Annotated in this window: 23 protein-coding genes and 3 tRNA genes; 16 read left to right on the plus strand and 10 right to left on the minus strand. The window is 56.9% G+C overall.

Annotation, left to right across the window (positions count from 1 at the left end):
* Positions 1 to 194 precede the first annotated feature (194 nt).
* On the minus strand, positions 195 to 2,129 hold the full coding sequence (locus ASF69_RS09615; protein ID WP_062587271.1) for a methyl-accepting chemotaxis protein: 1,935 nt from the start codon (positions 2,127 to 2,129) through the stop codon (positions 195 to 197).
* 356 nt (positions 2,130 to 2,485) lie between these two features.
* Between ASF69_RS09615 and ASF69_RS09620 the strand changes: the two genes are divergently transcribed.
* Positions 2,486 to 2,562, plus strand: a tRNA-Pro gene (locus ASF69_RS09620).
* 92 nt (positions 2,563 to 2,654) lie between these two features.
* On the opposite strand, the gene ASF69_RS23355 is transcribed toward ASF69_RS09620, so the two are convergent.
* Positions 2,655 to 2,801, minus strand: a complete 147-nt coding sequence (locus tag ASF69_RS23355; RefSeq protein WP_162928069.1) for a hypothetical protein — start codon at positions 2,799 to 2,801, stop codon at positions 2,655 to 2,657.
* A 244-nt stretch (positions 2,802 to 3,045) separates the two neighbouring features.
* Here ASF69_RS23355 and ASF69_RS09625 point away from each other — a divergent pair, with 244 nt between their 5' ends.
* From ASF69_RS09625 to ASF69_RS09635, 3 genes are all read left to right on the plus strand, one after another.
* The gene (locus ASF69_RS09625; RefSeq protein WP_062587272.1) at positions 3,046 to 3,351 is read left to right on the plus strand and encodes an ETC complex I subunit; all 306 of its coding nucleotides are present in this window, start codon (positions 3,046 to 3,048) and stop codon (positions 3,349 to 3,351) included.
* An 11-nt stretch (positions 3,352 to 3,362) separates the two neighbouring features.
* Positions 3,363 to 3,439, plus strand: a tRNA-Arg gene (locus ASF69_RS09630).
* Between the two features lie 556 nt (positions 3,440 to 3,995).
* Positions 3,996 to 4,646, plus strand: a complete 651-nt coding sequence (locus ASF69_RS09635) for a DUF2161 family putative PD-(D/E)XK-type phosphodiesterase (protein ID WP_062587036.1) — start codon at positions 3,996 to 3,998, stop codon at positions 4,644 to 4,646.
* A gap of 75 nt (positions 4,647 to 4,721) precedes the next feature.
* Here the strand turns inward: ASF69_RS09635 and ASF69_RS09640 are convergent.
* Positions 4,722 to 4,797: transfer RNA gene (locus tag ASF69_RS09640), tRNA-Thr, on the minus strand.
* Between the two features lie 104 nt (positions 4,798 to 4,901).
* Entirely contained in the window at positions 4,902 to 5,255 is a 354-nt protein-coding gene (locus ASF69_RS09645; protein WP_062587037.1) for a nuclear transport factor 2 family protein, read from the minus strand.
* A 301-nt stretch (positions 5,256 to 5,556) separates the two neighbouring features.
* On the opposite strand from ASF69_RS09645, the gene ASF69_RS09650 reads away from it, so the two are divergent.
* Positions 5,557 to 6,159, plus strand: coding sequence for a J domain-containing protein (locus tag ASF69_RS09650; protein ID WP_062587038.1), 603 nt, complete (start codon positions 5,557 to 5,559; stop codon positions 6,157 to 6,159).
* A 23-nt stretch (positions 6,160 to 6,182) separates the two neighbouring features.
* Here the strand turns inward: ASF69_RS09650 and ASF69_RS09655 are convergent, their stop codons facing one another.
* The 4 genes from ASF69_RS09655 to hemB form a co-directional block, all read right to left on the minus strand.
* On the minus strand, positions 6,183 to 6,737 hold the full coding sequence (locus ASF69_RS09655) for a DUF922 domain-containing protein (RefSeq protein WP_062587273.1): 555 nt from the start codon (positions 6,735 to 6,737) through the stop codon (positions 6,183 to 6,185).
* Positions 6,738 to 6,806: 69 nt separating this feature from the next.
* Positions 6,807 to 7,571, minus strand: coding sequence for an arginyltransferase (locus tag ASF69_RS09660; RefSeq protein WP_062587039.1), 765 nt, complete (start codon positions 7,569 to 7,571; stop codon positions 6,807 to 6,809).
* Positions 7,572 to 7,697: 126 nt separating this feature from the next.
* Positions 7,698 to 8,156, minus strand: coding sequence for an RDD family protein (locus ASF69_RS09665; protein ID WP_062587040.1), 459 nt, complete (start codon positions 8,154 to 8,156; stop codon positions 7,698 to 7,700).
* 66 nt (positions 8,157 to 8,222) lie between these two features.
* On the minus strand, positions 8,223 to 9,236 hold the full coding sequence (gene hemB, locus ASF69_RS09670) for a porphobilinogen synthase (RefSeq protein ID WP_062587041.1): 1,014 nt from the start codon (positions 9,234 to 9,236) through the stop codon (positions 8,223 to 8,225).
* Between the two features lie 244 nt (positions 9,237 to 9,480).
* On the opposite strand from hemB, the gene ASF69_RS09675 reads away from it, so the two are divergent.
* From ASF69_RS09675 to ASF69_RS09705, 7 genes are all read left to right on the plus strand, one after another.
* Positions 9,481 to 9,918, plus strand: coding sequence for a DUF6163 family protein (locus ASF69_RS09675; protein ID WP_062587042.1), 438 nt, complete (start codon positions 9,481 to 9,483; stop codon positions 9,916 to 9,918).
* A 234-nt stretch (positions 9,919 to 10,152) separates the two neighbouring features.
* The gene (locus ASF69_RS09680) at positions 10,153 to 10,662 is read left to right on the plus strand and encodes a winged helix DNA-binding protein (RefSeq protein ID WP_200939067.1); all 510 of its coding nucleotides are present in this window, start codon (positions 10,153 to 10,155) and stop codon (positions 10,660 to 10,662) included.
* A gap of 313 nt (positions 10,663 to 10,975) precedes the next feature.
* Positions 10,976 to 12,307, plus strand: coding sequence for a murein L,D-transpeptidase (locus ASF69_RS09685; RefSeq protein ID WP_062587044.1), 1,332 nt, complete (start codon positions 10,976 to 10,978; stop codon positions 12,305 to 12,307).
* A 191-nt stretch (positions 12,308 to 12,498) separates the two neighbouring features.
* Positions 12,499 to 13,788 carry a serine hydroxymethyltransferase gene (gene glyA, locus ASF69_RS09690; protein WP_062587045.1) on the plus strand — a complete coding sequence of 430 codons (1,290 nt, stop codon included), beginning with the start codon at positions 12,499 to 12,501 and terminating at the stop codon, positions 13,786 to 13,788.
* A gap of 158 nt (positions 13,789 to 13,946) precedes the next feature.
* Entirely contained in the window at positions 13,947 to 14,426 is a 480-nt protein-coding gene (gene nrdR / locus ASF69_RS09695; protein WP_003512508.1) for a transcriptional regulator NrdR, read from the plus strand.
* Positions 14,427 to 14,429: 3 nt separating this feature from the next.
* Positions 14,430 to 15,521, plus strand: coding sequence for a bifunctional diaminohydroxyphosphoribosylaminopyrimidine deaminase/5-amino-6-(5-phosphoribosylamino)uracil reductase RibD (gene ribD / locus ASF69_RS09700; RefSeq protein ID WP_062587046.1), 1,092 nt, complete (start codon positions 14,430 to 14,432; stop codon positions 15,519 to 15,521).
* The gene (locus ASF69_RS09705) at positions 15,521 to 16,138 is read left to right on the plus strand and encodes a riboflavin synthase (protein WP_062587047.1); all 618 of its coding nucleotides are present in this window, start codon (positions 15,521 to 15,523) and stop codon (positions 16,136 to 16,138) included. Before ribD ends, ASF69_RS09705 begins: the two co-directional genes overlap by 1 nt.
* Here the strand turns inward: ASF69_RS09705 and ASF69_RS09710 are convergent.
* Positions 16,104 to 16,637: a GNAT family N-acetyltransferase gene (locus ASF69_RS09710; RefSeq protein ID WP_062587048.1), complete on the minus strand. Its 534-nt coding sequence runs from the start codon at positions 16,635 to 16,637 to the stop codon at positions 16,104 to 16,106. The two genes, ASF69_RS09705 and ASF69_RS09710, sit on opposite strands and share 35 nt — an antisense overlap.
* A gap of 184 nt (positions 16,638 to 16,821) precedes the next feature.
* Here ASF69_RS09710 and ribH point away from each other — a divergent pair, with 184 nt between their 5' ends.
* The 4 genes from ribH (at position 16,822) to ASF69_RS09730 (ending at position 21,357) form a co-directional block, all read left to right on the plus strand.
* Positions 16,822 to 17,268 carry a 6,7-dimethyl-8-ribityllumazine synthase gene (ribH, locus tag ASF69_RS09715; RefSeq protein WP_062587049.1) on the plus strand — a complete coding sequence of 149 codons (447 nt, stop codon included), beginning with the start codon at positions 16,822 to 16,824 and terminating at the stop codon, positions 17,266 to 17,268.
* Positions 17,269 to 17,272: 4 nt separating this feature from the next.
* Positions 17,273 to 17,770 carry a transcription antitermination factor NusB gene (nusB, locus tag ASF69_RS09720; protein ID WP_062587050.1) on the plus strand — a complete coding sequence of 166 codons (498 nt, stop codon included), beginning with the start codon at positions 17,273 to 17,275 and terminating at the stop codon, positions 17,768 to 17,770.
* Positions 17,771 to 17,788: 18 nt separating this feature from the next.
* The gene (locus ASF69_RS09725; RefSeq protein WP_062587051.1) at positions 17,789 to 19,018 is read left to right on the plus strand and encodes an MFS transporter; all 1,230 of its coding nucleotides are present in this window, start codon (positions 17,789 to 17,791) and stop codon (positions 19,016 to 19,018) included.
* A 200-nt stretch (positions 19,019 to 19,218) separates the two neighbouring features.
* Positions 19,219 to 21,357 (plus strand): sodium-translocating pyrophosphatase, encoded by a 2,139-nt coding sequence (locus tag ASF69_RS09730; protein WP_062587052.1) that lies wholly within the window; start codon positions 19,219 to 19,221, stop codon positions 21,355 to 21,357.
* Positions 21,358 to 21,426: 69 nt separating this feature from the next.
* Here ASF69_RS09730 and ASF69_RS09735 read toward each other — a convergent pair whose 3' ends face one another.
* Positions 21,427 to 21,966, minus strand: coding sequence for an outer membrane protein assembly factor BamE (locus ASF69_RS09735; protein WP_062587053.1), 540 nt, complete (start codon positions 21,964 to 21,966; stop codon positions 21,427 to 21,429).
* Positions 21,967 to 22,134: the final 168 nt, after the last annotated feature.

The raw sequence follows: 22,134 nt of genomic DNA on the forward strand, positions 1-22,134 counted from the left end.
TCTGTTTATCGAACGGAAGTTGCACAGCTTTGCGGCAGCGTGAAGTGAAAACTTGGTAATATTACCGGTAACAGGTCCGCTGCGGGTCACAAATGGAGGAGCGCGTCGGTGGACAACTGCCATTCATGGCGCGCGCGGCAACAACGCCCGGAACGGTTGGTGCCCGCCGGGTTTAGAACCCGGCGGGCTGTCTCTCAGAATTCAGCCCATTCCGGCTCTTTTACCGCTGCTGCACCGCCACCAAAGGCGGCTGCGAGTTTACGGCTCATGCTGCGGGCAGGAGAGGGAACAGAGGCGGATATGGATGTAGCCGCGCGTGGCCTTGCAGCCTGCCGAGCCGTACCTGCATCGCCCAGCCGAAACTGCGCCAGCATCTCGGTGAGGCTGCGTGCCTCCTTCGCAAGTGCGTGGCTGGCGGCGGTGGATTCTTCGACCATGGCCGCATTCTGCTGCGTCCCTTGATCCATCGTGTTGACGGCGGTGTTGATCTCCTGCAACCCGAGTGACTGCTCCCGCGATGCTTCGGCGATAGCGTGTACGTGCCGGTTGATTTCCTGCACTTCTGCGGCAATCGTCTGAAGCGATTTTCCGGTTTCGCCCACCAGTGTCACACCGGTTTTGACCTGATCGCCGGACGTGTTGATGAGCGCCTTGATCTCCTTGGCAGCGTTCGCCGAACGCGAGGCCAGTTCACGCACCTCCTGGGCGACGACTGCAAAGCCCTTGCCAGCTTCGCCTGCGCGTGCCGCTTCGACACCGGCATTCAGAGCCAGAAGGTTGGTCTGGAATGCGATGTCGTCGATAACGCCGATGATATTGGCGATCTCATTGGACGAATTTTCGATCTGGTGCATGGCATTGATGGCTTCGCCCACGATCTTGCTGGAGCTTTCGGCACCATCGCGGGTGCGAACGACGAGCTTGCTGGCCTCATCGGCGCGTTTCGCTGCGTCCTTCACCGTTGTCGTGATCTGTTCCAGAGCAGCGGCCGTTTGCTCAACCGATGCCGCCTGCTGTTCGGTGCGTTTGGACAGGTTGTCCGCCGAAGACAGAAGCTCGTTTGCACCGGCACTGATGGCCTGTGCATTTCCGCCGACGGTCGCCATGGCGGCATTGAGCTTCTGGATGGAATCGTTGAAGTTGCGGCGCAGACCGTCGAGATGCTCGACGAAAGGCGTTTCGATGCGGAAGGCCAGATCGCCATCGGCGAGGCGGCCCAGCGCAGTCTCGAGTTCGTTTACGGCCTGCTGCAGGTCCTGTGCTTCGCGCGCCTTCTGGGCTTCGCGCTCCAGCCTCTCCGACAAGCTGGCTTCCTGGGCGGCATCGGCCTGTTTTGTCAGCTGCGCCCGCTCAATGGCGTTCGTGCGGAACACGGCCACTGCCTGTGCCATCTGCCCGATTTCATCGGCGCGGTTGATACCTGCGATTTCCTGGCTGGTCTCACCTTTGGCAAGACCGATCATACGTTCGCGCAACACAGCCATTGGACCGGTGATCCCTGCGTGAGAAACATAGAGAGCAAGGCCCAGCGCAAGAACGACGCCAATGCTGAGCGAGATGATGCTGAACATGATGATTGACTTGACGTCTTCCGACATGCTGTCGCCGCCTGACGTCAGCAATTCCATCATCGCCGTATTATTGCCGCCAGTCTCCGTGGACAGCTGCTTCATCAGCCCATCATTTTCCGCCATGATTGCGGGCACGCCTGCCTTGTTGCCGGAGGCTGCCATGACGATAGCCTTATCGGTATTGGCTTTGACCGCGGCCAGGATCGTCAGGATCTTCTGCATTGTTGGCTGGCGGCTGGGCACGGCAACGCCAACAGCCTGAAACCGCTCGGCTGCTGTCTGCAGATCCTTTTCGTATTTCTCCTTCATGTCCTTGTAGACGGTGGATGTAGGATCCTGCTCCAGCAGACGGCCGGAAATAGCGACCGCCGTCCAGACGCCAGCCGAGGCACGGGCACCAAGAACCGCAGCCTGGCTCTCATTACGAATGAAGCCGTGGTAAGTGTCGTTGGCATGATTGAAGCGGATAGACATATAGGCGATGCCTGACAGCGAAATGACGCCCAAAACGACAAGCAGAGATAATATCTTTGTTTTAATACCAAAATTTTCCAGCATGAATTGTCTCCCCCCAACCCATATGCGCGACAGTTCGGCACGTGGTGGCATGCAGTGCTTCAGATGAATGTAATGAAATGCCGCGCAGGCTCCGACGTTCGCATCATGCATTCGGCAGTTGCCGTGTCGTGCCGGCGATTAGTCCGTATAATCGTTAAAAACAAAATAAGTTGACAACCTTTATTCTCGCACGATGCTGTCGGGCAGACGGGAGAAACGCGCTGATCGAAAAAATCTTCTCCATCAATTCTGTCTTGTTGCTAGACAGTTTTTTGCAATGCAAAAAATCGGTAAAAAATGTCATTTTGCTGTTGCAGAGCATGTATGAACCGTGTATCTCCCCACCATCGAAAAGGCGGAGTGTAGCGCAGTCTGGTAGCGCATCTGGTTTGGGACCAGAGGGTCGGGAGTTCGAATCTCTCCACTCCGACCATTTTTCTTTAACGCCATTGAATTAATGGCTAGCAATCTTCAAAAATAGAAAAGTTGATGTGGGCAGTTCTCCGGAAACTGCCCTTTTTACATTCATGCTACGTATTGGAAATATGCCCAGGCGCCGACAAAAAACGCTATCACTGCGGCAATCGCGATAAGCTTGCGCAGTTGCGGGTTTGGCTTGCGAGGCTGTTTCGGCGGCTCCGGCTTGCGAAATTTGATGACGTTTTCATTCATGTCTGCTGTCCTTTACATGTCGTCCCGATAAAATAGGCTTCGTCCGCATGTAGCAAGATAAGTGTAAAGCCTTTTCCCCATCTAAGGCTTTTATGGTTTCCGCATTATGCGAGGCTTGCGCGGACTTGACTTCAAAGGGGAGTCGGTCCAATTGAGTTTTGCTGTCGCTCTGTCATGTTTTTATGATAGGGGATGGGGAGAAAGGGCGGAGCGCCCCTTGATCGCAAGACCGGAGCAGTTTGAAATGTCTGCAAAAATCTATCGTCCAGCCAAGACTGCCATGCAATCCGGCAAGGCTAAAACGAATATCTGGGTGCTGGAATTCGACGCCGAGGTTCCGCGTAAGATCGATCCTGTGATGGGCTACACGTCCTCGTCGGATATGAACCAGCAGGTAAAGCTGACTTTTGAAACGCAGGAACTGGCGGAAGCCTACGCCCAGCGCAAAGGCATCGAATACCGCGTTATTCCTCCTCAGGAGCCAACCCGCAAGATTGTGTCCTACACGGACAACTTCAAGTTCACCCGCACACAGCCCTGGACACACTAATTCATAGATCGGGCCCCTTAGCTCAACTGGATAGAGCAACTGCCTTCTAAGCAGTAGGTCGCAGGTTCGAGTCCTGCAGGGGTCGCCACCAATACAAAAAAGCCCCCGGTATATACTCCGGGGGCTTTTTTGTTTCAGCTAGTTCCCATGATGTTGTTTCTGAGTGTTATTGTTTAATCGCGTACGGTTTCGGAACCTTTCGGCCGCATATTGCTGCGAACGAGATTGGTCTGTTTGATAATGGGCTATGCCAAACGAATGCGCTGACAGTCTGAGGCAGGGACGCTGGGGCTCCATCAAGCAAAACCGTCCCGCTGAAGGGCTGCGTCAATACGACAGGTTGTTGGGGCGGGTGTGGCGCTGTACCGATGTCATGACAGATGGTGTCGAGCGGTTGGCGGAAAGTTTTTGAAAATGATGGGTTCGGATTGGGTCGATTGGTTCCCGATAGTGCTTTTGCCGCTCAAGCTTCTTGTGTTGGGAACAGGAATGTTTTTCGCGATCAAATGGCATCATGATCAGGCGAAGAAGGACAGGGACATCAACTGAGCCGCGTCACGAGGTGGTGCAGGTACAAGACCGCTTCAATGCCTCGATAATCCGGTTATGCTGGCTGGATGATTCTCTGTTACGATCGCTGATTGATGGAAACTTCCCTATATCTCCCGGTGAAAACCTTTCTTGAGGCTGCGGGTTATTCCGTAAAGGGTGAGGTCGGCGGATGTGATCTCGTCGGAATCAGCGACGATGAATCGCCGGTGGTGGTCATCTGTGAACTCAAGATGACATTCAATCTCGAGCTGCTTCTCCAGGCCGTTGATAGGGCCGCTGTCGCTGACGAGGTCTGGATCGCGGCCAGAATATCGGCAAAGGGCAGGGGAAGAGAAGCCGATAAGCGTTATCGCGATCTCTGCCGCCGGCTTGGCATCGGCATGATGGGCGTGTCCGATCGCGGGGACATCAGCGTTATCGTTCCATCGACGTCTCCGATGCCGCGCACAAATCCGAAAAGACGCTCCCGACTGGTGCGCGAGCACAAGACGAGGCGAGGCGACCCGGTACTGGGTGGCAGCACGCGCGTCCCCGTGATGACGGCCTACCGACAGCAGGCATTGGGATGCGCTGCCATTCTGGCGAAAGGCCCGCTGCGGGTAGGGGATGTGAGGAGGGACGTTCCGGAAGCCGGTAAAATCTTGCTCTCAAATGTCTACGGCTGGTTCGAGAGGCTTGAGCGTGGCGTTTACGGCCTGACTGACGCCGGGCGCGATGCGCTAGTTCGGTGGCCCCAGCTTTAACGCAACAGCTGTACCCAAGCTGGCCAGCGCTAAGGCAAGCGTCGATCCACTAATCTGATGAAAAAAAGAGAAAACTGGTGCCCCCGACAAGGTTCGAACTCGTGACCCCCTGATTACAAATCAGGTGCTCTACCAACTGAGCTACAAGGGCAATCCAGTGCGGTGGAATTAGCAGATTCTCCTGTCGTGTAAAGTGGAAATTTCACTTTTGTGTGGAAAAACTTGTTTCAAATTCGCATCGGGCCCGGCAAGCGGCTAGCCTTGCAGGTAGTAGAGCTTGTGGGTGATGGTCCAGTTTCTCTCTCGTTCCAGAAGCGAAAGATATTCGCAGAACACAACGCTTCCCATTTGCGTGGTCAGTTTGACGGAGGCGGTGTCTCCCACCTTGTCGATGCCGATGATGTCAAACTCATATTGGCTCTCCTGCAAGCCTTGCTCTGCCGAGCGCAGTTGGTGAATGAAATCCTCCACGGACAACCACTCGGTCGCGCCCTCGTAGTTGCCGACGATGCTGGCACGTGGATCCAGAACCTCCCGCAGCATGTCACCATCGGCTTGCGCCATTGCCTGCACGTAATCCGCAATCGTCTGGCTGATTGTTTCCGACATCGTTCTGACCCTCCCTCCAGAAGTCAGATCTAAAATACACTCTTTTCAGCATTCTGCCACGACCGGGGTAATGTGCGGACGGAAGGTCCGAAACAGGCTTCAGGCACACGGTTGTCCACATTTTTGTCGGGTCGTTTGAGCGCTTGCCACGCGGGCGACAAATTTCCGGTCGATGTCGTTTTGCGTTCAAAACCCCATTAGAGGGGTGCCGTCAGCGAGGAAAATTTCGTATGATCCCGCTTCAACCCTGCGGGTCTTTCGGGCCGGGGCTGTTTTCGAGAATGCGAGTACGGGTGTTTCGGTGATCGATCCTTATGTTTTGCTGGGCGTAGAGCGTGATGCCGATGATGCCACGATCAAGGCGGCTTATCGCAAGGTTGCCAAGAGTGCGCATCCCGACAGCGGCGGTGATGCCGATCAGTTCGCCAAGCTTCAATTGGCCTACGAGCTTTTGAAGGATCCGGTCAGGCGCAAGGTTTTCGACGATACGGGATATGATCCGCAACTGGCCGACGCCAAGGATCTGAAGGGCTTGCTAATGTTGGAGACGCTGGTCAACGAGTTCATTCTCGACGAGCGGGAGCCTGGCAGCTTCGATCCCGTAGCAGCGATGCGTCGCAAGCTTACGGACGACATCCTCAAGAGCCGTTTTCACATTCTCGAACTTGAGCGTCACCGCACCCGCGTGCGCAAACACATGGACCGGCTGGGCCGAAAGCCGGAAACGGATGTGCTGGGATCGATGCTGCGCGCGCGTAGCCAGTCGATTGCGGACGCCATTCGCAATGCCGAAACACAGATAGAAGTTATTGAACAGGCCTACACGATGTTGGAAGGCTATTCCTACGAGCTTGAAATAGCCGTGCTGGCCGAGCCTCTCTTGAAGGGGGAGGCGGCAGAATAACGCCTGCGTCGCTCATGCCCGCTTCAGGGACCATTCACCAGTGCGAGAATGAGTTGATGGACGGCGCCGCCATTCGATAGCTCATCGCGGTCGAAATCGCGGCCGCGCTGGCGCTGCTCATTGGAAAGCTCTCCCAACCTCTGCTGCAGGACGGCGCGAACCTTCTGGCACTTCGGATCGTCTTCTGCACGCAAACCCACGCTGTAGGCTTCTATCTTCCTGACCATGTCGAGAATATGCTCGCCGTGAACGCGCTCGTGTTTCTCAACGCCGGAGATGAAGCGTTGCCAGCCTGCCGCGACGTCAGAAGGAAGTTTTGCGGGAGCCTTTGGCCATGTGTAGATGATCGTCAGATTGGGACGGGCAGTTGCCAGAACGCAAGCGCCATCTGCCTTCGGACGATAGTCTCGGCGCCATGTCAGCTTGAAGGTGGTGTGCGCAACGGCTTGAACGCCCGCCTGGGGCCCGCGTTCACCGATTGATCGATAGAGTTCGATGCCGGAACTGCCGGTGATGGGATATGTCTTTATCTGCTCGGTTGGCGTCCAACTGTTCTGGGCGAAAGCTGCCGTTGCCATAAGTGTCAGCAGCACCTTGGCGGCGAAAATGGACTTAAGTCTTGAAGGCACGCGTTTTCCTGCTCGTCATCATGGTGTCTCGGCCTGTGGCTCGTAGAGTTCCCAACCTCGAGGCGTCAGATGCTCCTGCGGATGGTAGCGGGTCTTGTAACCCATTTTCTCCGAACCATCGACCCAATAGCCAAGATATACGTGCGGCAAACCAAGCGTACGGGTGCGGGCAATGTGATCGAGGATAAGAAAGGTGCCCAGAGATCTTTTTTCATAGTCTGGATTGAAGAAGGAATAGACCATGGACAACCCGTCGCTCATCGTGTCCGTCAGCGCGACCGCGACGAGTTCACCGCGTTTGCTGTCATCGATACCAGCGCCGGGCTCGCGCTTTCGATACTCGATGATGCGGGTGTTCACATGCGTGTCTTCGACCATCACGGCGTAATCGAGTGCTGACATGTCCGACATGCCGCCGGATTGATGGCGGTGGTCGAGGTATCGGCGAAAAAGCGAGAACTGCTCGGTGGAGGGCTCGGGTTGGTGCACGCTGGCAACGAGATCGTTATTATATCCAAGAACGCGTCGCATGGATTTGGTCGGTACGAAACGCTCCGCCAGAATCCGTACGGAGACACACGCCCGGCAGGTCTCGCAAGCGGGGCGATAAGCGATATTCTGCGAACGACGAAAACCGCCCTGCGTCAGCAGGTCGTTCATTTCTGCCGCACGAGGGCCGACAAGATGAGTGAAAACCTTTCGCTCCAACTGGCCGGGCAGATAGGGACAGGTCGCCGGTGCGGTCAGATAGAACTGTGGTGAGGGCGTCGCCTGCGTGTTCATAGAACCCTGATCGCTCCCTTCGCCAGTCAAGCCTCTGTAACAGAATGGCAAAAAGCTACAAAACGTCAACTGCCTGATAAGCGGCGCACGTCAATTTGACGCTGCGCCGCGCGGCTTTTGCCAAGTTCAGGTGGTTCTGACGATGACGGTGCCTAGCAGCAGGTCATGGACGAGGCGTGAGCGCTCGGTAAACAGTCCGGCCAGCAGGATGAGCGGGGTAAGAATCGAGTTGATGACCCAGAAAAGAACGATGTGAACCGTGGAGATCAGAAAATCGATTCGCCGTCCATCGGTGCGCGCCATCGCAATACCCGCGGCCCGCATGCCAGGGGTTGCCTGTGCAGAACTGCCGAGTGTCATGCCGAAATAGAGAATGGCGACAATAACGAAAATGGCCGGAAACAGTGCAAAACCTAACCCAAGCGTCAGGACGCCAAGGAAAAAGACGATGACTGCAGCAGGAATGCACAGAAGGGCGACGATGATATAATCGATCACAAACGCAAAGACGCGACGGCTCAGAACGCCGCTATAGGCGCGCCAGTCTTCTGTCGGGACATAGGTGGCATTCGGGTCGAGGCTCATCGACGGTTTCTCCTGTTCGGAACAGTAATATGGTATTGAAACCGCCGAATGCAATGATTTGCAATCTCACGCCTTGGCGAGTTTTTTTGCGGCCTCGATGGCGAAATAAGTCAGGATGCCATCGCAGCCTGCGCGCTTGAAACAAAGAAGCGTTTCCATCATTACGCGGTCGCCGTCGATCCAGCCATTCATGGCTGCCGCCTTGATCTGCGTATACTCTCCCGAGACCTGATAGGCAAAGGTGGGGAGGCCGAAGGCTTCCTTGAGGCGCCAGCAGATATCAAGGTAGGGCAGGCCCGGCTTGACCATCAGCATGTCCGCACCCTCTTCGACATCGAGTGCCGCGTCGCGAACCGCTTCCATCCCGTTTGCGGGATTGATGTAATAGCTGTTCTTGTCGCCCTTCAGGAGTCCGCTTGTCGATATCGCCTCGCGATATGGGCCATAGAAGCCGGAAGAGAACTTGGTCGCGTAGGACATGATGCCGACATTCTGGTGGCCGGATGCATCCAGCCCCCGGCGGATGGCGCCGATGCGGCCATCCATCATCTCGGACGGGGAAATGATGTCGGAACCGGCATCCGCCTGCATGACGGCAGCCTTGACGACGAGTTCGACGGTCTCGTCATTGACGATATCATCTCCGCGCAAGATGCCATCATGGCCGTGGCTGGTGAAAGGGTCCAGAGCAACATCGGTAATGATGCCGATATTGGGTACGGCCTTCTTGATGGCGGCGGTTGCCTGATTGATGAGATTGTTGGCTTCCAGCACGTGCGAGCCGGTCTCATCGCGCAGGTGCATCTCGACGTTGGGGAAGGTGGCGATGGCGGGAATGCCGAGATCGGCCGCTTCCTTCGTCGCCTCCACCAGCATGTCGACACTCATGCGGTTGACGCCGGGCATTGCGGGAATTGGGTCGATAATATTGGTGCCGGGAACAATGAAGACGGGCCATATCAGATCATCCACAGTCAGAAGGTTTTCCCGCACAAGACGGCGCGTCCAGTCCGCCTTGCGGTTTCTGCGCATCCGGCGGTGTCCGGTAACGTGGTCTACGAGGTGCGTCTTGTCATTCATTGCCATTTCCTTCCAGATTCGGTGCTGTTCGGCGCAAACGGTTCACGCCCGGCGGCATTGCACCGCCTGCTATATCTGCTCCGGACCCACTCCGGACCAGAACGCTGCACCCTATATTTCGGCGGCACATAGCACAGGAGCGCGCAATTGCGAATGCGGCAGATCGTTGCGGGTCTTTGACAAGCGTCGTGCCTCGACGCAATATCCTCTGGTCGTGCGCTTAACTGGTCAGTATCTTCGCCCCATGGAACCTGATTCTCTGCCACACCCCAAGATGCCGCTGACAGAAATACTCTACATCGCCTTTCTTAGGCTGGTGGCGATTTCGTGTTTCTGGTTTGGCTTGCAATATTGGGCCATGCTGACGGGCTACTCCCTGAGCGGTCACGCACGGTTCGATATGCTCAACATGCCCTGGCGCATTGCTGGCACAAGCCTTGCCGTCATCTTCCCTGTGGCTGCACTTGGCCTGTGGCTCGGTGTTTCCTGGGGCGCGGTCATGTGGCTCATCGGTGCTGGCACCCAGATCGCCATGTACAAGGTATGGCCCAACATCTACGGTCACAACACCATCGTGCCCATCATGCACGGCATCGTATCAACCGTTTATATACTATTCCAGGTCGCTTTTTGGCTGGATGCGCGCCAAAACGACGAGCGCTCAAGAATTGATTTACCATAAAATTAAAGCAATTCAGGCCGGATTTGACGCATTTTTTCCCGCTAAGTATTTGATTTATATAGAGCGGATTATGTCTTTTTTGGACGGTGCGCCGGTGGGGCAGGGTGGGCGTGTTGCAAGTAACCGTTTGTTAAGGCTGCATTTTAAGTAGAATTTTATGCGCATTGCTTAGATTTCCTCTCAAGGCGGGAAACAAAATCAAACACCGCCAAACAAAACAGTGAGGCAGTCATGATCAATAGCAAAGCAAAGCCACAGGCCGCAGTTTCCGATACTCAGGACGAAACCATCCGCTCGCTCTACATGGAGTCGCTCCACCTGGTTGAGCGCCTTCACCGTCGCCTTCTCGATGTCATCAAGGACGAGTTCGACCGTCAGGGTCGCGATGATGTCAACGCAGTTCAGGCGCTCCTGCTTTTCAACATCGGCACATCTGAATTGACCGCTGGTGAGCTTCGCTCGCGTGGTTACTACCTCGGCTCCAACGTGTCCTACAACGTCAAGAAGCTGGTAGACCTCGGCTTCATCAACCACCAGCGCTCCCGCATCGACCGCCGCTCGGTTCGCATCAGCCTGACCGACAAGGGCCAGGACATCGCGGAAACCGTCGCAGGCCTCTATGAACGCCACATCGGCTCCATCGAAAAGGTCGGCGGCATCGGTACCGGCGAGTTTGCAGAAATGAACAAGATGCTCCAGCGTCTGGACCGTTTCTGGAACGACAGCATCGCTTACCGCCTGTAACCGCTCAGTGATATCGGCCCAATCAGCAAAGCCGGATGCCACTCGCATCCGGCTTGTTGCATTTTTGCGTGTACCCGTTGCAAAATCACACGCTGACACAGCTTCGTGAGAGGCCTTCGGGTGACACGAATTGGCCATATTGGTATGGGACCGCCACAAGCGAAGGAGCCGGCGGTTTCTCCTGTGTTCGCGTCATGCGTCATCCAAATTTCGCATCGAGTAAGTCCTGCCGGCAGGCGCGTGAATACGTGTTTGTTAACGATGTTGTTTTAGGCGTTGATCAAGATGCCTGATAAAGTGGCTGGTAGGTAAAATGACAAAGAAAATCGTCCCAGAAGTTCTTTCCCGGCGCGCCATGTTGCGCTCTGCCGTTTCCATCGGTGCTGCAGCGCTTGCCGCGCCCGCGCTGGCGCAGGATGCTTTCAACGATCTCATCGGGTCGTCGCGTCGCGGTAACTGGGACGATCAGTTCGATGCCAACTCGTCGCGCGCCGCTGTCGGCGTTGCTTCCAACACACCGGTTCTCAGCCCGGAATCCCCGGCCTTCGTCCAGCAGGCCATGATGCAGTATCAGCAGATCGTTTCCAACGGCGGCTGGCCGGAAGTTCCGCCAAGCCAGCAGCGTCTGCAGATTGGCGTCAGCGATCCCTCGGTCCAGGCTTTGCGCCAGCGCCTTATGATTTCCGGCGACCTGCCGCGTGAAGCTGGCATCTCCAGCGCATTCGATTCCTATGTCGATGGCGCATTGAAGCGTTTCCAGGCCCGCCACGGCCTTCCAGCTGATGGTGTCATCGGTGAATACACGCTGAAGGCATTGAACGTGCCTGCGCAGATCCGTCTCGCGCAGCTTCAGACCAACCTCGTTCGCATCAACACGATGTCGGGCGATCTCGGTCCACGTCACGTCATGGTCAACATTCCCGCTGCTTCCATTGAAGCCGTGGAGAACAATCGCGTCGTGCTGCGCAACACCGCTGTCGTAGGCCGCGATACTCGCCCGACGCACATCATCAATTCGAAGATTTACGAAATCATCCTCAATCCATACTGGACTGCACCGCGTTCGATCGTCGAAAAGGACATCGTTCCGCTAATGCAGAAGGATCCGACCTATCTTGAGCGCAACAATATCCGCCTCATCGATGGTCGTGGACAGGAAGTGTCGCCGACAACGGTTGACTGGAATGCGCCGAAGATTCCGAACCTGATGTTCCGTCAGGATCCGGGCAAGAACAACGCCATGTCTTCCACCAAGATCAACTTCCACAATCCAAACAATGAATACATGCACGACACCCCGCAGCAGGGTCTGTTCAACAAGCTGATGCGCTTCGAGTCGTCCGGCTGCGTGCGCGTGCAGAACGTGCGCGACCTCACGTCGTGGATATTGCGCGACACGCCCGGCTGGTCGCGTCAGGAGATCGAGCGCGTTATCGCAAGCCGCGTCAACACGCCGATCAAGCTGGCGCAGGAAGTGCCGGTTTACTTTGTCTACATCACGGCCTGGTCCACGCGTGATGGCGTCGTGCAGTTCCGCGACGACATCTACAGCAAGGACGGCAATGCAGAGCTGGCACTGAACACGACCACCGCGATGGAACAGCCTTCGGGCGCCATCGACGACGACCTGGTGCCGCGCAACTGATCAAACTGTCTTGATGCCTTTAAAAGCCGCGTTTTACATCAAACGCGGCTTTTCCTTTTGGGGGCGGCGTGGCCCGAAGCGATTTTTCGTCTCCACGTCGCAGTTTGACGGGCAAATCTCGTTGTCCGTATTGCTCTTGAAAGGGCAGGGCGTTAAGACGCCATCGCATTACTGTTTCAGGAGCTTTCATCATGTCGAATACAGATGCCTTCTTCTCCAGTCCGCTTGCCGACGTCGATCCAGATATCTTTGGCGCGATCGAGAAGGAGCTCGGTCGTCAGCGCCACGAGATCGAATTGATCGCTTCGGAAAACATCGTCTCGCGCGCCGTGCTGGAAGCGCAGGGGTCGATCATGACCAACAAATATGCCGAGGGATATCCGGGCAAGCGCTATTACGGCGGATGTCAGTTCGTTGATATCGCCGAAGAGCTGGCCATCGAGCGCGCAAAGAAGCTGTTCGGCGTCAACTTTGCAAACGTACAGCCCAATTCGGGTTCGCAGATGAACCAGGCCGTCTTCCTGGCGCTGCTCCAGCCGGGCGATACCTTCATGGGCCTCGATCTGAATTCGGGCGGTCACCTCACGCATGGTTCGCCGGTCAACATGTCCGGTAAGTGGTTCAACGTCGTGTCCTACGGTGTTCGCGAAAGCGACCATCTTCTCGATATGGACGAAGTTGAGCGCAAGGCCAAGGAAACCAGGCCGAAGCTCATTCTGGCTGGCGGTACGGCTTACTCCCGCGTTTGGGACTGGAAGCGTTTCCGCGAGATTGCCGATGAAGTCGGCGCTTACCTGATGGTCGATATGGCGCACATTGCCGGTCTCGTCGCCGGTGGTCAGCACCCATCGCCGTTCCCGCACTGCCACGTTGCCACAACCACCACGCACAAGTCGCTTCGCGGTCCACGTGGCGGCATGATTCTCACCAATGACGAGGATCTAGCCAAGAAGTTCAACTCGGCCGTATTCCCAGGCTTGCAGGGCGGCCCGTTGATGCACGTCATCGCCGCCAAGGCTGTCGCTTTCGGTGAAGCCTTGAAGCCTGAGTTCAAGGACTATGCCGCACAGGTCGTCAAGAATGCCAAGGCTCTTGCGGAAACGCTGGTCGAAGGCGGTCTGGATGTGGTTTCGGGCGGCACCGACAACCACCTGATGCTGGTCGATCTTCGAAAGAAGAACGCCACCGGCAAGCGCGCGGAGGCCGCTCTTGGCCGTGCCTACATCACCTGCAACAAGAACGGCATTCCGTTCGATCCTGAAAAGCCTTTCGTAACATCAGGCGTGCGCCTCGGCACACCTGCTGGCACCACGCGCGGCTTCAAGGAAGCGGAATTCCGCGAAATCGGCAATCTGATCGTTGAGACTCTTGATGGCCTCAAGGCTGCCAATTCTGACGAAGGCAATGCCGCTGTTGAGGCTGCGGTTCGTGAGAAGGTCGTCGCTTTGACAGACCGTTTCCCGATGTACCCGTACCTGTAACCGCCTATTCCATAATTGTCGCTGGTGGGCTGCAAATGGCAATTTCTGCGCTTCCGGTGCTCACGTACTTTAAGTACGCTGCGCTCTGGTTCTCGAAATCACCATTTTGGCCACGCCAGCACCAATTCTTGAACAGACAGTGAGACAAGGATCAAGCGATGCGCTGCCCGTTTTGCGGCTCGGAAGATACGCAGGTCAAGGACTCGCGTCCGGCGGAGGATAACACCTCCATCCGCCGGCGGCGCATCTGCCCGGATTGCGGCGGTCGCTTCACGACCTATGAGCGCGTGCAGCTGCGCGAACTGATGGTCATCAAGAAAAGCGGTCGCAAACTGCCCTTTGATCGTGAAAAGCTGGTGCGGTCCTTCGAGATCGCGCTACGCAAGCGTCCCGTGGACCGCGACCGCATAGAGCGGGCGGTTTCCGGCATCGCGCGCCGTCTGGAAAGCTCCGGCGAGACGGAAATTCCATCCGAGGAAATCGGCCTGCAGGTGCTTGAAGCCCTGAAAAGCCTGGATGACGTGGCTTTCGTGCGTTACGCATCCGTCTACCGCGATTTCAGCCATGCCGAGGACTTTGAAAACGTCATCGCCGAAATCAACGCGAAGATCGCACGCGATACCGACGCCGGAGCCTGACCTGTGACGGACAGCGCCGATGATGAACGGTTCATGGCGCGCGCAATCGAGATTTCTCGTCGCCATGCCGGCCTTACAGATACAAACCCCTCCGTCGGCTGTGTCATCGTCAAGCATGGCGAGATCATAGCCGAAGCCGTGACCGCCATTGGCGGGCGGCCCCATGCCGAGCGGCAGGCGCTGGAAATTGCGGGAGAGGCAGCGCGTGGGGCGACCGCCTATGTCACGCTGGAACCTTGCTCTCATTTCGGAAGGACTCCACCCTGCGCCAATGCTTTGGTGGATTTCGGCGTTACGCGTGTCGTCGTTGCCGTGGATGACCCGGATGAACGGGTCTCGGGTCGTGGATACGAAATTCTGCGCAATGCCGGGATCGCGGTCGAGACAGGCTTACTGCGTCGTGAAAGCGAGAGAGAACTCGCCGGTTACCTCACGCGAAAGCTGAAGAAACGCTCGCATGTAATTCTAAAAATTGCCGTTTCGAGCGATGGCATGATCGGACGGATAGGGCAGGGGCAGGTGGCGATAACCGGCCCGGAAGCAAGGCGTGCCGTGCACGAACTGCGCGCCCGCTGTGACGCCATCCTTGTGGGAATTCGCACCGCCATCGCAGACGATCCGGAGCTTACGGTGCGGCTTCCCGGGCTTGAGCAACGTTCGCCGGTGAGGTTCGTGCTCGATCGCCGTCTGGAGTTGCCGCTTTCCTCCAAGCTCGTCAAAACCGCGCGGGATGTTGCGACGGTTGCCGCTGTTGTACCGCCTGTCGAAAATGATGAGGCCTTTGCGTCAAGACGTCAGGCACTCGAAGCCGCCGGGGTGGAGGTGCTGCAAGCGTCGACCCTTGAAGCGTTTGTGATGGCACTTGGCGATAGGGGAATGTCGGAGCTTCTGGTGGAAGGCGGAGCCTTTGCGGCCAAGGCATTTCTGGACGCTGGACTTGTGGATCGTATCTTGCTGTTTGAAAGTCCCGTCATCGTTGGGGAAGGCGGGCTTGAAAGCCCACTTACACGTGCCGATATCCCTGAAGAATTTACGTTCGTCGGTGAGACGGCCTATGGGCCTGATCGCTGCTTTGAATTTGAAAGGCCATTTTGATGTTCACCGGAATTGTTACCGACGTTGGAACCGTTTCCGAGCTTGAAACTCTGCCGGAAGGTGTGCGCCTGCGCATCGCCACCAGCTATGATCCCAAGACGATTGATATTGGTGCGTCCATTTCCCATGGCGGCGTGTGTCTGACGGTCACGAAACTGCCGGAAGAAGGCAGCAATCAACGCTGGTATGAGGTCGAGGCCTGGGAAGAGGCGCTTCGCCTGACCACAATCTCAAGCTGGACGAAGGACACGCGCGTCAATCTGGAGCGCGCCCTGAAAATCGGTGATGAACTTGGCGGTCACATCGTCTCCGGCCATGTGGACGACAAAGCCGAAATCCTGTCGATTGAGCCTGAGGGCGAGGCCGTGCGCATCCGTCTGCGCGCGCCTCGGCATCTGGCAAAATTCGTTGCGCCAAAAGGCTCCATCGCGCTGGATGGCACATCGCTGACCGTCAACGCCGTTGATGGCACGGACTTCGATGTCCTGCTCATCCGCCACACACTGACCGTCACCACATGGGGCGACCGCCAGCCGGGCGATTTCGTGAATTTCGAGGTCGATACGATGGCGCGCTATGCGGCTAGGCTGGCCGAGTTCCCATCCGGGAAAGAATGATGATCTCGCCGTTGAGATTGGTGCGGGCGCTTTCAACAAAGCCAAGCTTGGCCGCCAGTTTCAGCGAGGGACCGTTGTCAGGGTCGATGATGGCTGTCATGGGCATGAGCGGAAATTTGGTTTCCGCCCATTCGATCAGGGCGGTCATCGCTTCAAGAGCATAGCCCTTTCCGTGGCTGTCAGGAGACAGAAGCCAGCCGGTTTCCAGCGTTCCTTCTATCGACGGTGTCATGTCTCTGCGCACCTCCTGGAAGCCTCCTTCACCGATGAACCGGCCGGTTTCCTTCTCCTCTATGGCGAGGAAGCCAAAGCCGAGATGGTGCCAGTGGCCGGTCGTGCGCAGCAATCTGGCCCACGTCACCTGACGACTTGAAGGCGGCGCGCCGATATAGCGCAGCACATCGGGATTGGCCCAGAGAGCTTCATAGGCGTCGAAGTCATCGACATGGTGAGGTCTGAGAACCAGCCTCGATGTTGTGATCGTAGGGATGACTGCCAAGCTGCGCTCCTGTGCTTGGCGTTGAAAATAACCACAATCACGCCATGGACAACTGCGCATTTTTACTGCGCGCTGCATTCCATCTACCGTGCCCTGCGCGAAAAATGCTTGCCAATCGGGGCAAGCCATGGTTTGACCGCCGCAAAAGCCGGGATGATCCGGCGCAGCCTTTCAGGAAAATCTCATGTCCCAGCCTCATCTTCTCATCGTGGAAGCACGTTTTTATGACGATATGGCCGATGCACTTCTCGATGGCGCCAAGTCCGCGCTTGATGAAGCTGGCGCGACCTATGACGTCATCACCGTTCCCGGCGCTCTGGAAATCCCTCCTGCAATCGCCATGGCTCTTGATGGTGCTGACAATGACGGCACCGAATATGACGGCTTCGTTGCCCTTGGCATGGTCATTCGCGGCGAGACCTATCATTTCGATATCGTTTCCAACGAATCCTCGCGCGCGCTGATGGATCTGGCCGTCAGTGAATCGCTGGCTATCGGCAACGGCATCATGACCGTTGAAAACGAAGAGCAGGCCTGGGCACGCGTTCGTCGTTCCGAAAAGGACAAGGGTGGCTTTGCGGCCCGTGCGGCGCTGACCATGATTGAACTGAAGAAAAAACTGGGTGGTTGATAGCATGACCAGCACCGAAAACGGTTCCGAGCCGCGCCAGCCTTCCACAAAGCCCGTCAATCAGCGTGGGGCTGCCCGTCTGGCCGCCGTTCAGGCGCTGTATCAGATGGATGTCGGCGGCACCGGCGTGATGGAGGTCGTCGCGGAATATGAGACGCACCGTCTCGGCCAGGAAGTCGATGGCGACACCTACCTGAAGGCCGATCCTTCCTGGTTCCGCTCGATTGTTGCAGGCGTCGTGCGCGACCAGATCAAGATCGATCCATTGGTTCGCTCGGCGCTGCAGGAAGACTGGCCTTTGTCGCGCCTCGACACGACGGTCCGCGCCATTTTGCGCGCAGGCACGTTCGAAATTCTTGAGCGCAAGGATGTTCCGGTCGCTGTCATCGTCACCGAATATGTCGAGATCGCCCGCGCGTTCTTCGAGCATGATGAGCCGAAACTGGTGAATGCGGTATTGGACCGCATTGCCAAACAGGTGCGTGGCGAGGCAAAGCGTTAAAAAACATTCGAGGAAGACATGAGCGCTGTTTCTGTTGCCGGGCTTGAACATCAACTCCACGACGCCAAGCGAAATGTCTTCCTGCTGACCATGGCTCAGGCCATCATGGGATCGGCCGGTCCGCTGAGCTTCTCGGTTGGGGCGCTGGCCGGTTATCAGCTCCTCGGGGCGGACAAGTCACTGGCGACAGCGCCGCTGACCGGCTTCAATATCGGCGTTGCGCTTGGCGCAATAGCCGTTGCCCTGGCCGCCCGGTTTCTCGGGCGCAAGGCTGGCTTCATCCTCGGCGCACTCCTTTGCTCCACGGGTGGTGCGCTTGCAGCGGTCGCGCTGTTTCGCTCAGAGTTCTGGCTATTCGCTCTTGGCCTGCTGTTGATCGGCATTGCCGGTGGCTTCACCCAGAAAATCCGTTTTGCAGCAGCAGATGCCTCTCCCTCCTTCTACAAGCCGAAAGCCATTTCCTGGATTCTGGCTGGCGGTGTCATCTCAGCCATCGTCGGGCCGCAGCTTGCAATTTTCGGCAAGGATGCGCTGGAGCCGGTTACATTCGCCGGGGCTTTCATCGCGCTCATCCCGCTCGGTCTCGTTGCAGCGCTCATTTTCTCTTTCCTGAAGCTGCCGGAGCTGAAAAACGCGTCTTCTGCATCGCAACCGGCAAGGCCTTTGAGAGAGATCATCACGACGCAGCGCTTCATCACCGGCATGATATGCGGCATCGGGTCTTACGCGCTGATGACATTCATGATGATCGGCGCGCCGCTTGCCATGGTGATCGGCTGTGGCTTCCCTTCAGAACTGGCCACGCTTGGCATTCAATGGCACGTGCTTGCCATGTTCGGCCCAAGTTTCTTTACGGGGATGCTGATTTCGCGTTTCGGTGCGGAAAAGGTGGTTGCTGCCGGGCTCATCATTTTGATGATCTGTGCCATCGTTGCCCATATGGGTGTGGACCTCTGGAACTTCTGGGCTGCCCTTATCCTGCTCGGCATGGGCTGGAATTTCGGCTTTATCGGCGCCACGTCAATCGTGTCTTCGAGCTACCGCCCGCATGAGGCGGACAAGGTGCAGGGTTTTCACGACATCATTCTTTTCAGCACCGTTGCCCTCTCGTCCTTTTCGTCCGGTCAGGTGTTTACCGCCTGGGGCTGGTCGGTCATGAACCTTGTCATCTGGCCGGTCACGGGCATTTGCCTTCTGCTGCTGATATTCCTGCTGATGAAGCAGAGGGCCGCTCAAAAGCCACTCTGAATCAGTGCGATAAGCGCTCCGCCGCAAATCTTCGGACTTGACGCGGCCTCTTTTGCCAACGCAATCTCTGCCCGCAAGTCATTTTTCCTTGGGAGGGGAACAAATGGCTCACCCTGGCGTCAGGGATTTACACCCTGCGCCCGCATGGTTTCGCCCGCCGGGGAGGGAGTGAGTACCCGGCACACAGGAGGTAAGTGCGAATGACTGTCATTGCATTGGTAATTTTATGCGGTGTCTTGTCCGTGGTCTACGCGGTCTGGGCAACGAAAAGCGTTCTCGATGCCGATCAGGGCAACGAGCGTATGCGTGAAATAGCAGGCTATATCCGTGAGGGCGCGCAGGCCTATCTCACCCGCCAATATCTGACCATTGCAATCGTCGGTGTCATCGTCGCAATTGCCGCCTGGCTGCTTCTTTCACCGGAAGCCGCTATTGGCTTCGTTATCGGTGCCGTCCTGTCCGGCGCAGCAGGCTTTGTCGGTATGCATGTCTCGGTGCGTGCCAATCTTCGCACCGCGCAGGCTGCATCTCACAGCCTGGCTGCGGGCCTCGACATTGCCTTCAAATCCGGTGCCATCACCGGTATGCTCGTGGCAGGGCTCGCGCTGCTCGGCGTGTCCATCTACTATCTCGTATTGACGGCAGGCCTTGGCCACGCGGTCGGGTCGCGCACCGTCATCGATGCGCTTGTCTCGCTCGGCTTCGGGGCGTCGCTGATTTCCATCTTCGCCCGTCTTGGCGGCGGTATCTTCACCAAGGGCGCGGATGTCGGCGGCGATCTCGTGGGCAAGGTCGAAGCGGGAATTCCGGAAGACGATCCTCGTAACCCCGCGACCATTGCCGACAATGTCGGCGACAATGTCGGCGATTGCGCGGGCATGGCCGCAGACCTGTTTGAAACCTATGCCGTCTCTGTGGTGGCTACCATGGTTCTGGCAGCGATCTTTTTTGCCGGTGCACCGGTGCTTGAGAATGCCATGCTTTATCCGCTGGCAATCTGCGGCGTCTGCATCCTGACGTCTATTGCCGGGACCTTCTTCGTCAAGCTCGGCACCAATAATTCCATTATGGGAGCGCTTTACAAGGGGCTGATTGCGACCGGCATCTTCTCTGTGGCCGGGCTTGCCATTGCCACATCCATGACCATTGGTTGGGGCACCATCGGCACCGTCGCCGGAATGGATATTACCGGTACCAATCTGTTCTTTTGCGGTCTTCTCGGCCTGTTGGTGACGGCCCTGATCGTTGTGATTACCGAATACTACACCGGCACCAACAAGCGCCCGGTAAACTCCATCGCTCAGGCCTCCGTCACGGGCCATGGCACCAACGTCATTCAGGGCTTGGCTATCTCGCTGGAATCGACGGCACTGCCCGCCATCGTGATCGTCGGCGGCATCATCTCGACATATCAGCTGGCAGGCCTGTTCGGCACCGGCATTGCGGTGACTGCGATGTTGGGCCTTGCAGGGATGATCGTCGCGCTCGACGCATTTGGTCCGGTGACGGATAATGCGGGCGGCATTGCCGAAATGGCCGGTCTCGACCCTGATGTCCGGAAGGCGACAGATGCTCTGGATGCCGTTGGTAACACCACCAAGGCGGTAACGAAGGGCTATGCCATCGGCTCTGCAGGTCTGGGCGCGCTGGTGCTGTTTGCGGCCTATTCCAACGATCTTTCCTATTTTGCAGCAAACGGGGACACCTATCCTTACTTCAGGGATGTGGGCGAGATTTCATTCAGCCTCTCCAACCCATACGTCGTCGCCGGTCTGCTGTTCGGCGGCCTCATTCCCTACCTGTTTGGCGGCATAGCCATGACGGCGGTGGGCAAGGCGGCAAGCTCCATCGTTGAGGAAGTCCGCCGCCAGTTTCGCGAAAAGCCTGGCATCATGCAGGGCACCGAAAAGCCTGACTATGGCAAGGCAGTCGATTTGCTGACAAAAGCCGCCATCCGCGAAATGGTGGTACCTTCACTCCTGCCGGTTCTGGCACCGATTGTGGTGTATTTTGGCGTGCTGCTTATTTCCGGTTCCAAAGCCTCAGCTTTTGCGGCGCTCGGTGCCTCTCTTCTGGGCGTCATCATCAACGGACTTTTCGTCGCCATTTCCATGACATCGGGTGGCGGTGCCTGGGATAATGCCAAGAAAAGCTTTGAAGACGGCTTCATCGATAAGGATGGCGTTACGCACCAAAAGGGATCCGACGCGCACAAGGCGTCTGTGACCGGCGATACGGTAGGCGATCCCTACAAGGACACCGCAGGCCCTGCGGTGAACCCGGCGATCAAGATCACCAATATCGTGGCGCTGCTGTTGCTAGCTGTTCTGGCGCACTAAGCTGGTGCAGATCAAAAAAAGGCCCGCGAGACGAACATCTCGCGGGCCTTTATAATTCGAGTTAGCGGATCAGAAACCGCTGCCGTCGCCAGCCGCCTGGCCCAGGATGCTCTTCGCAATCCCGGCGCCTGCAGTGCCGCCAGACAAGAGCTGCTGAAGGAATGTGAGATCCTTGCCGCCCGTTGGCGTGGTGCGCGAGATTGTATCGAAGACCTTGCCGTCCTGGAGAGTATAGTTCGCCTTCTGCGAAACGACGCCGTTCTTGTCGAAGTAAATCGCCAGAATGTTCTGTTCGACCAGCTTTGGCTTCATGAAGGCTGCCTTACGCACGCGCTTCTGGGAAATGTAGTAGAAAACCTCGTTGCCGAATGTCGCTGTTGTCGAGGGCGTTCCCATGGTCAGCAGGACCTGTTCGCGGCTGGAGCCGACAGGAATAAGCTGAAGGGACTGCTCGTCTGCGACATAGCCATTGTGAAAGACGTCGGTGGTGCTGGTGCAGGCACTCAGCAGACTGGCAGCTATTACAACAGCCACGGCGGTCTTGCTCAGAAACTTGGTCTGCTTTCCGGACTTCTGCTTGCTCACCTGCGTTTCCCCGACTGCGATCATGAATGGCACCTTCCGGCATTGCTTACGTGTCGTACCGCTTCTGTACACACGATTATGTCAATCCGGGGACAGAAAATCCCCGCCTCACAACGGAATGCAATGGCTTTACGAAAATAACACCTCCTCCGGCGCTCTCTTCTACTGTTGCAGCCCAACGATGAACGTGAC

The organism is Rhizobium sp. Leaf311 (assembly GCF_001423445.1).
GTDB lineage: Bacteria > Pseudomonadota > Alphaproteobacteria > Rhizobiales > Rhizobiaceae > Agrobacterium.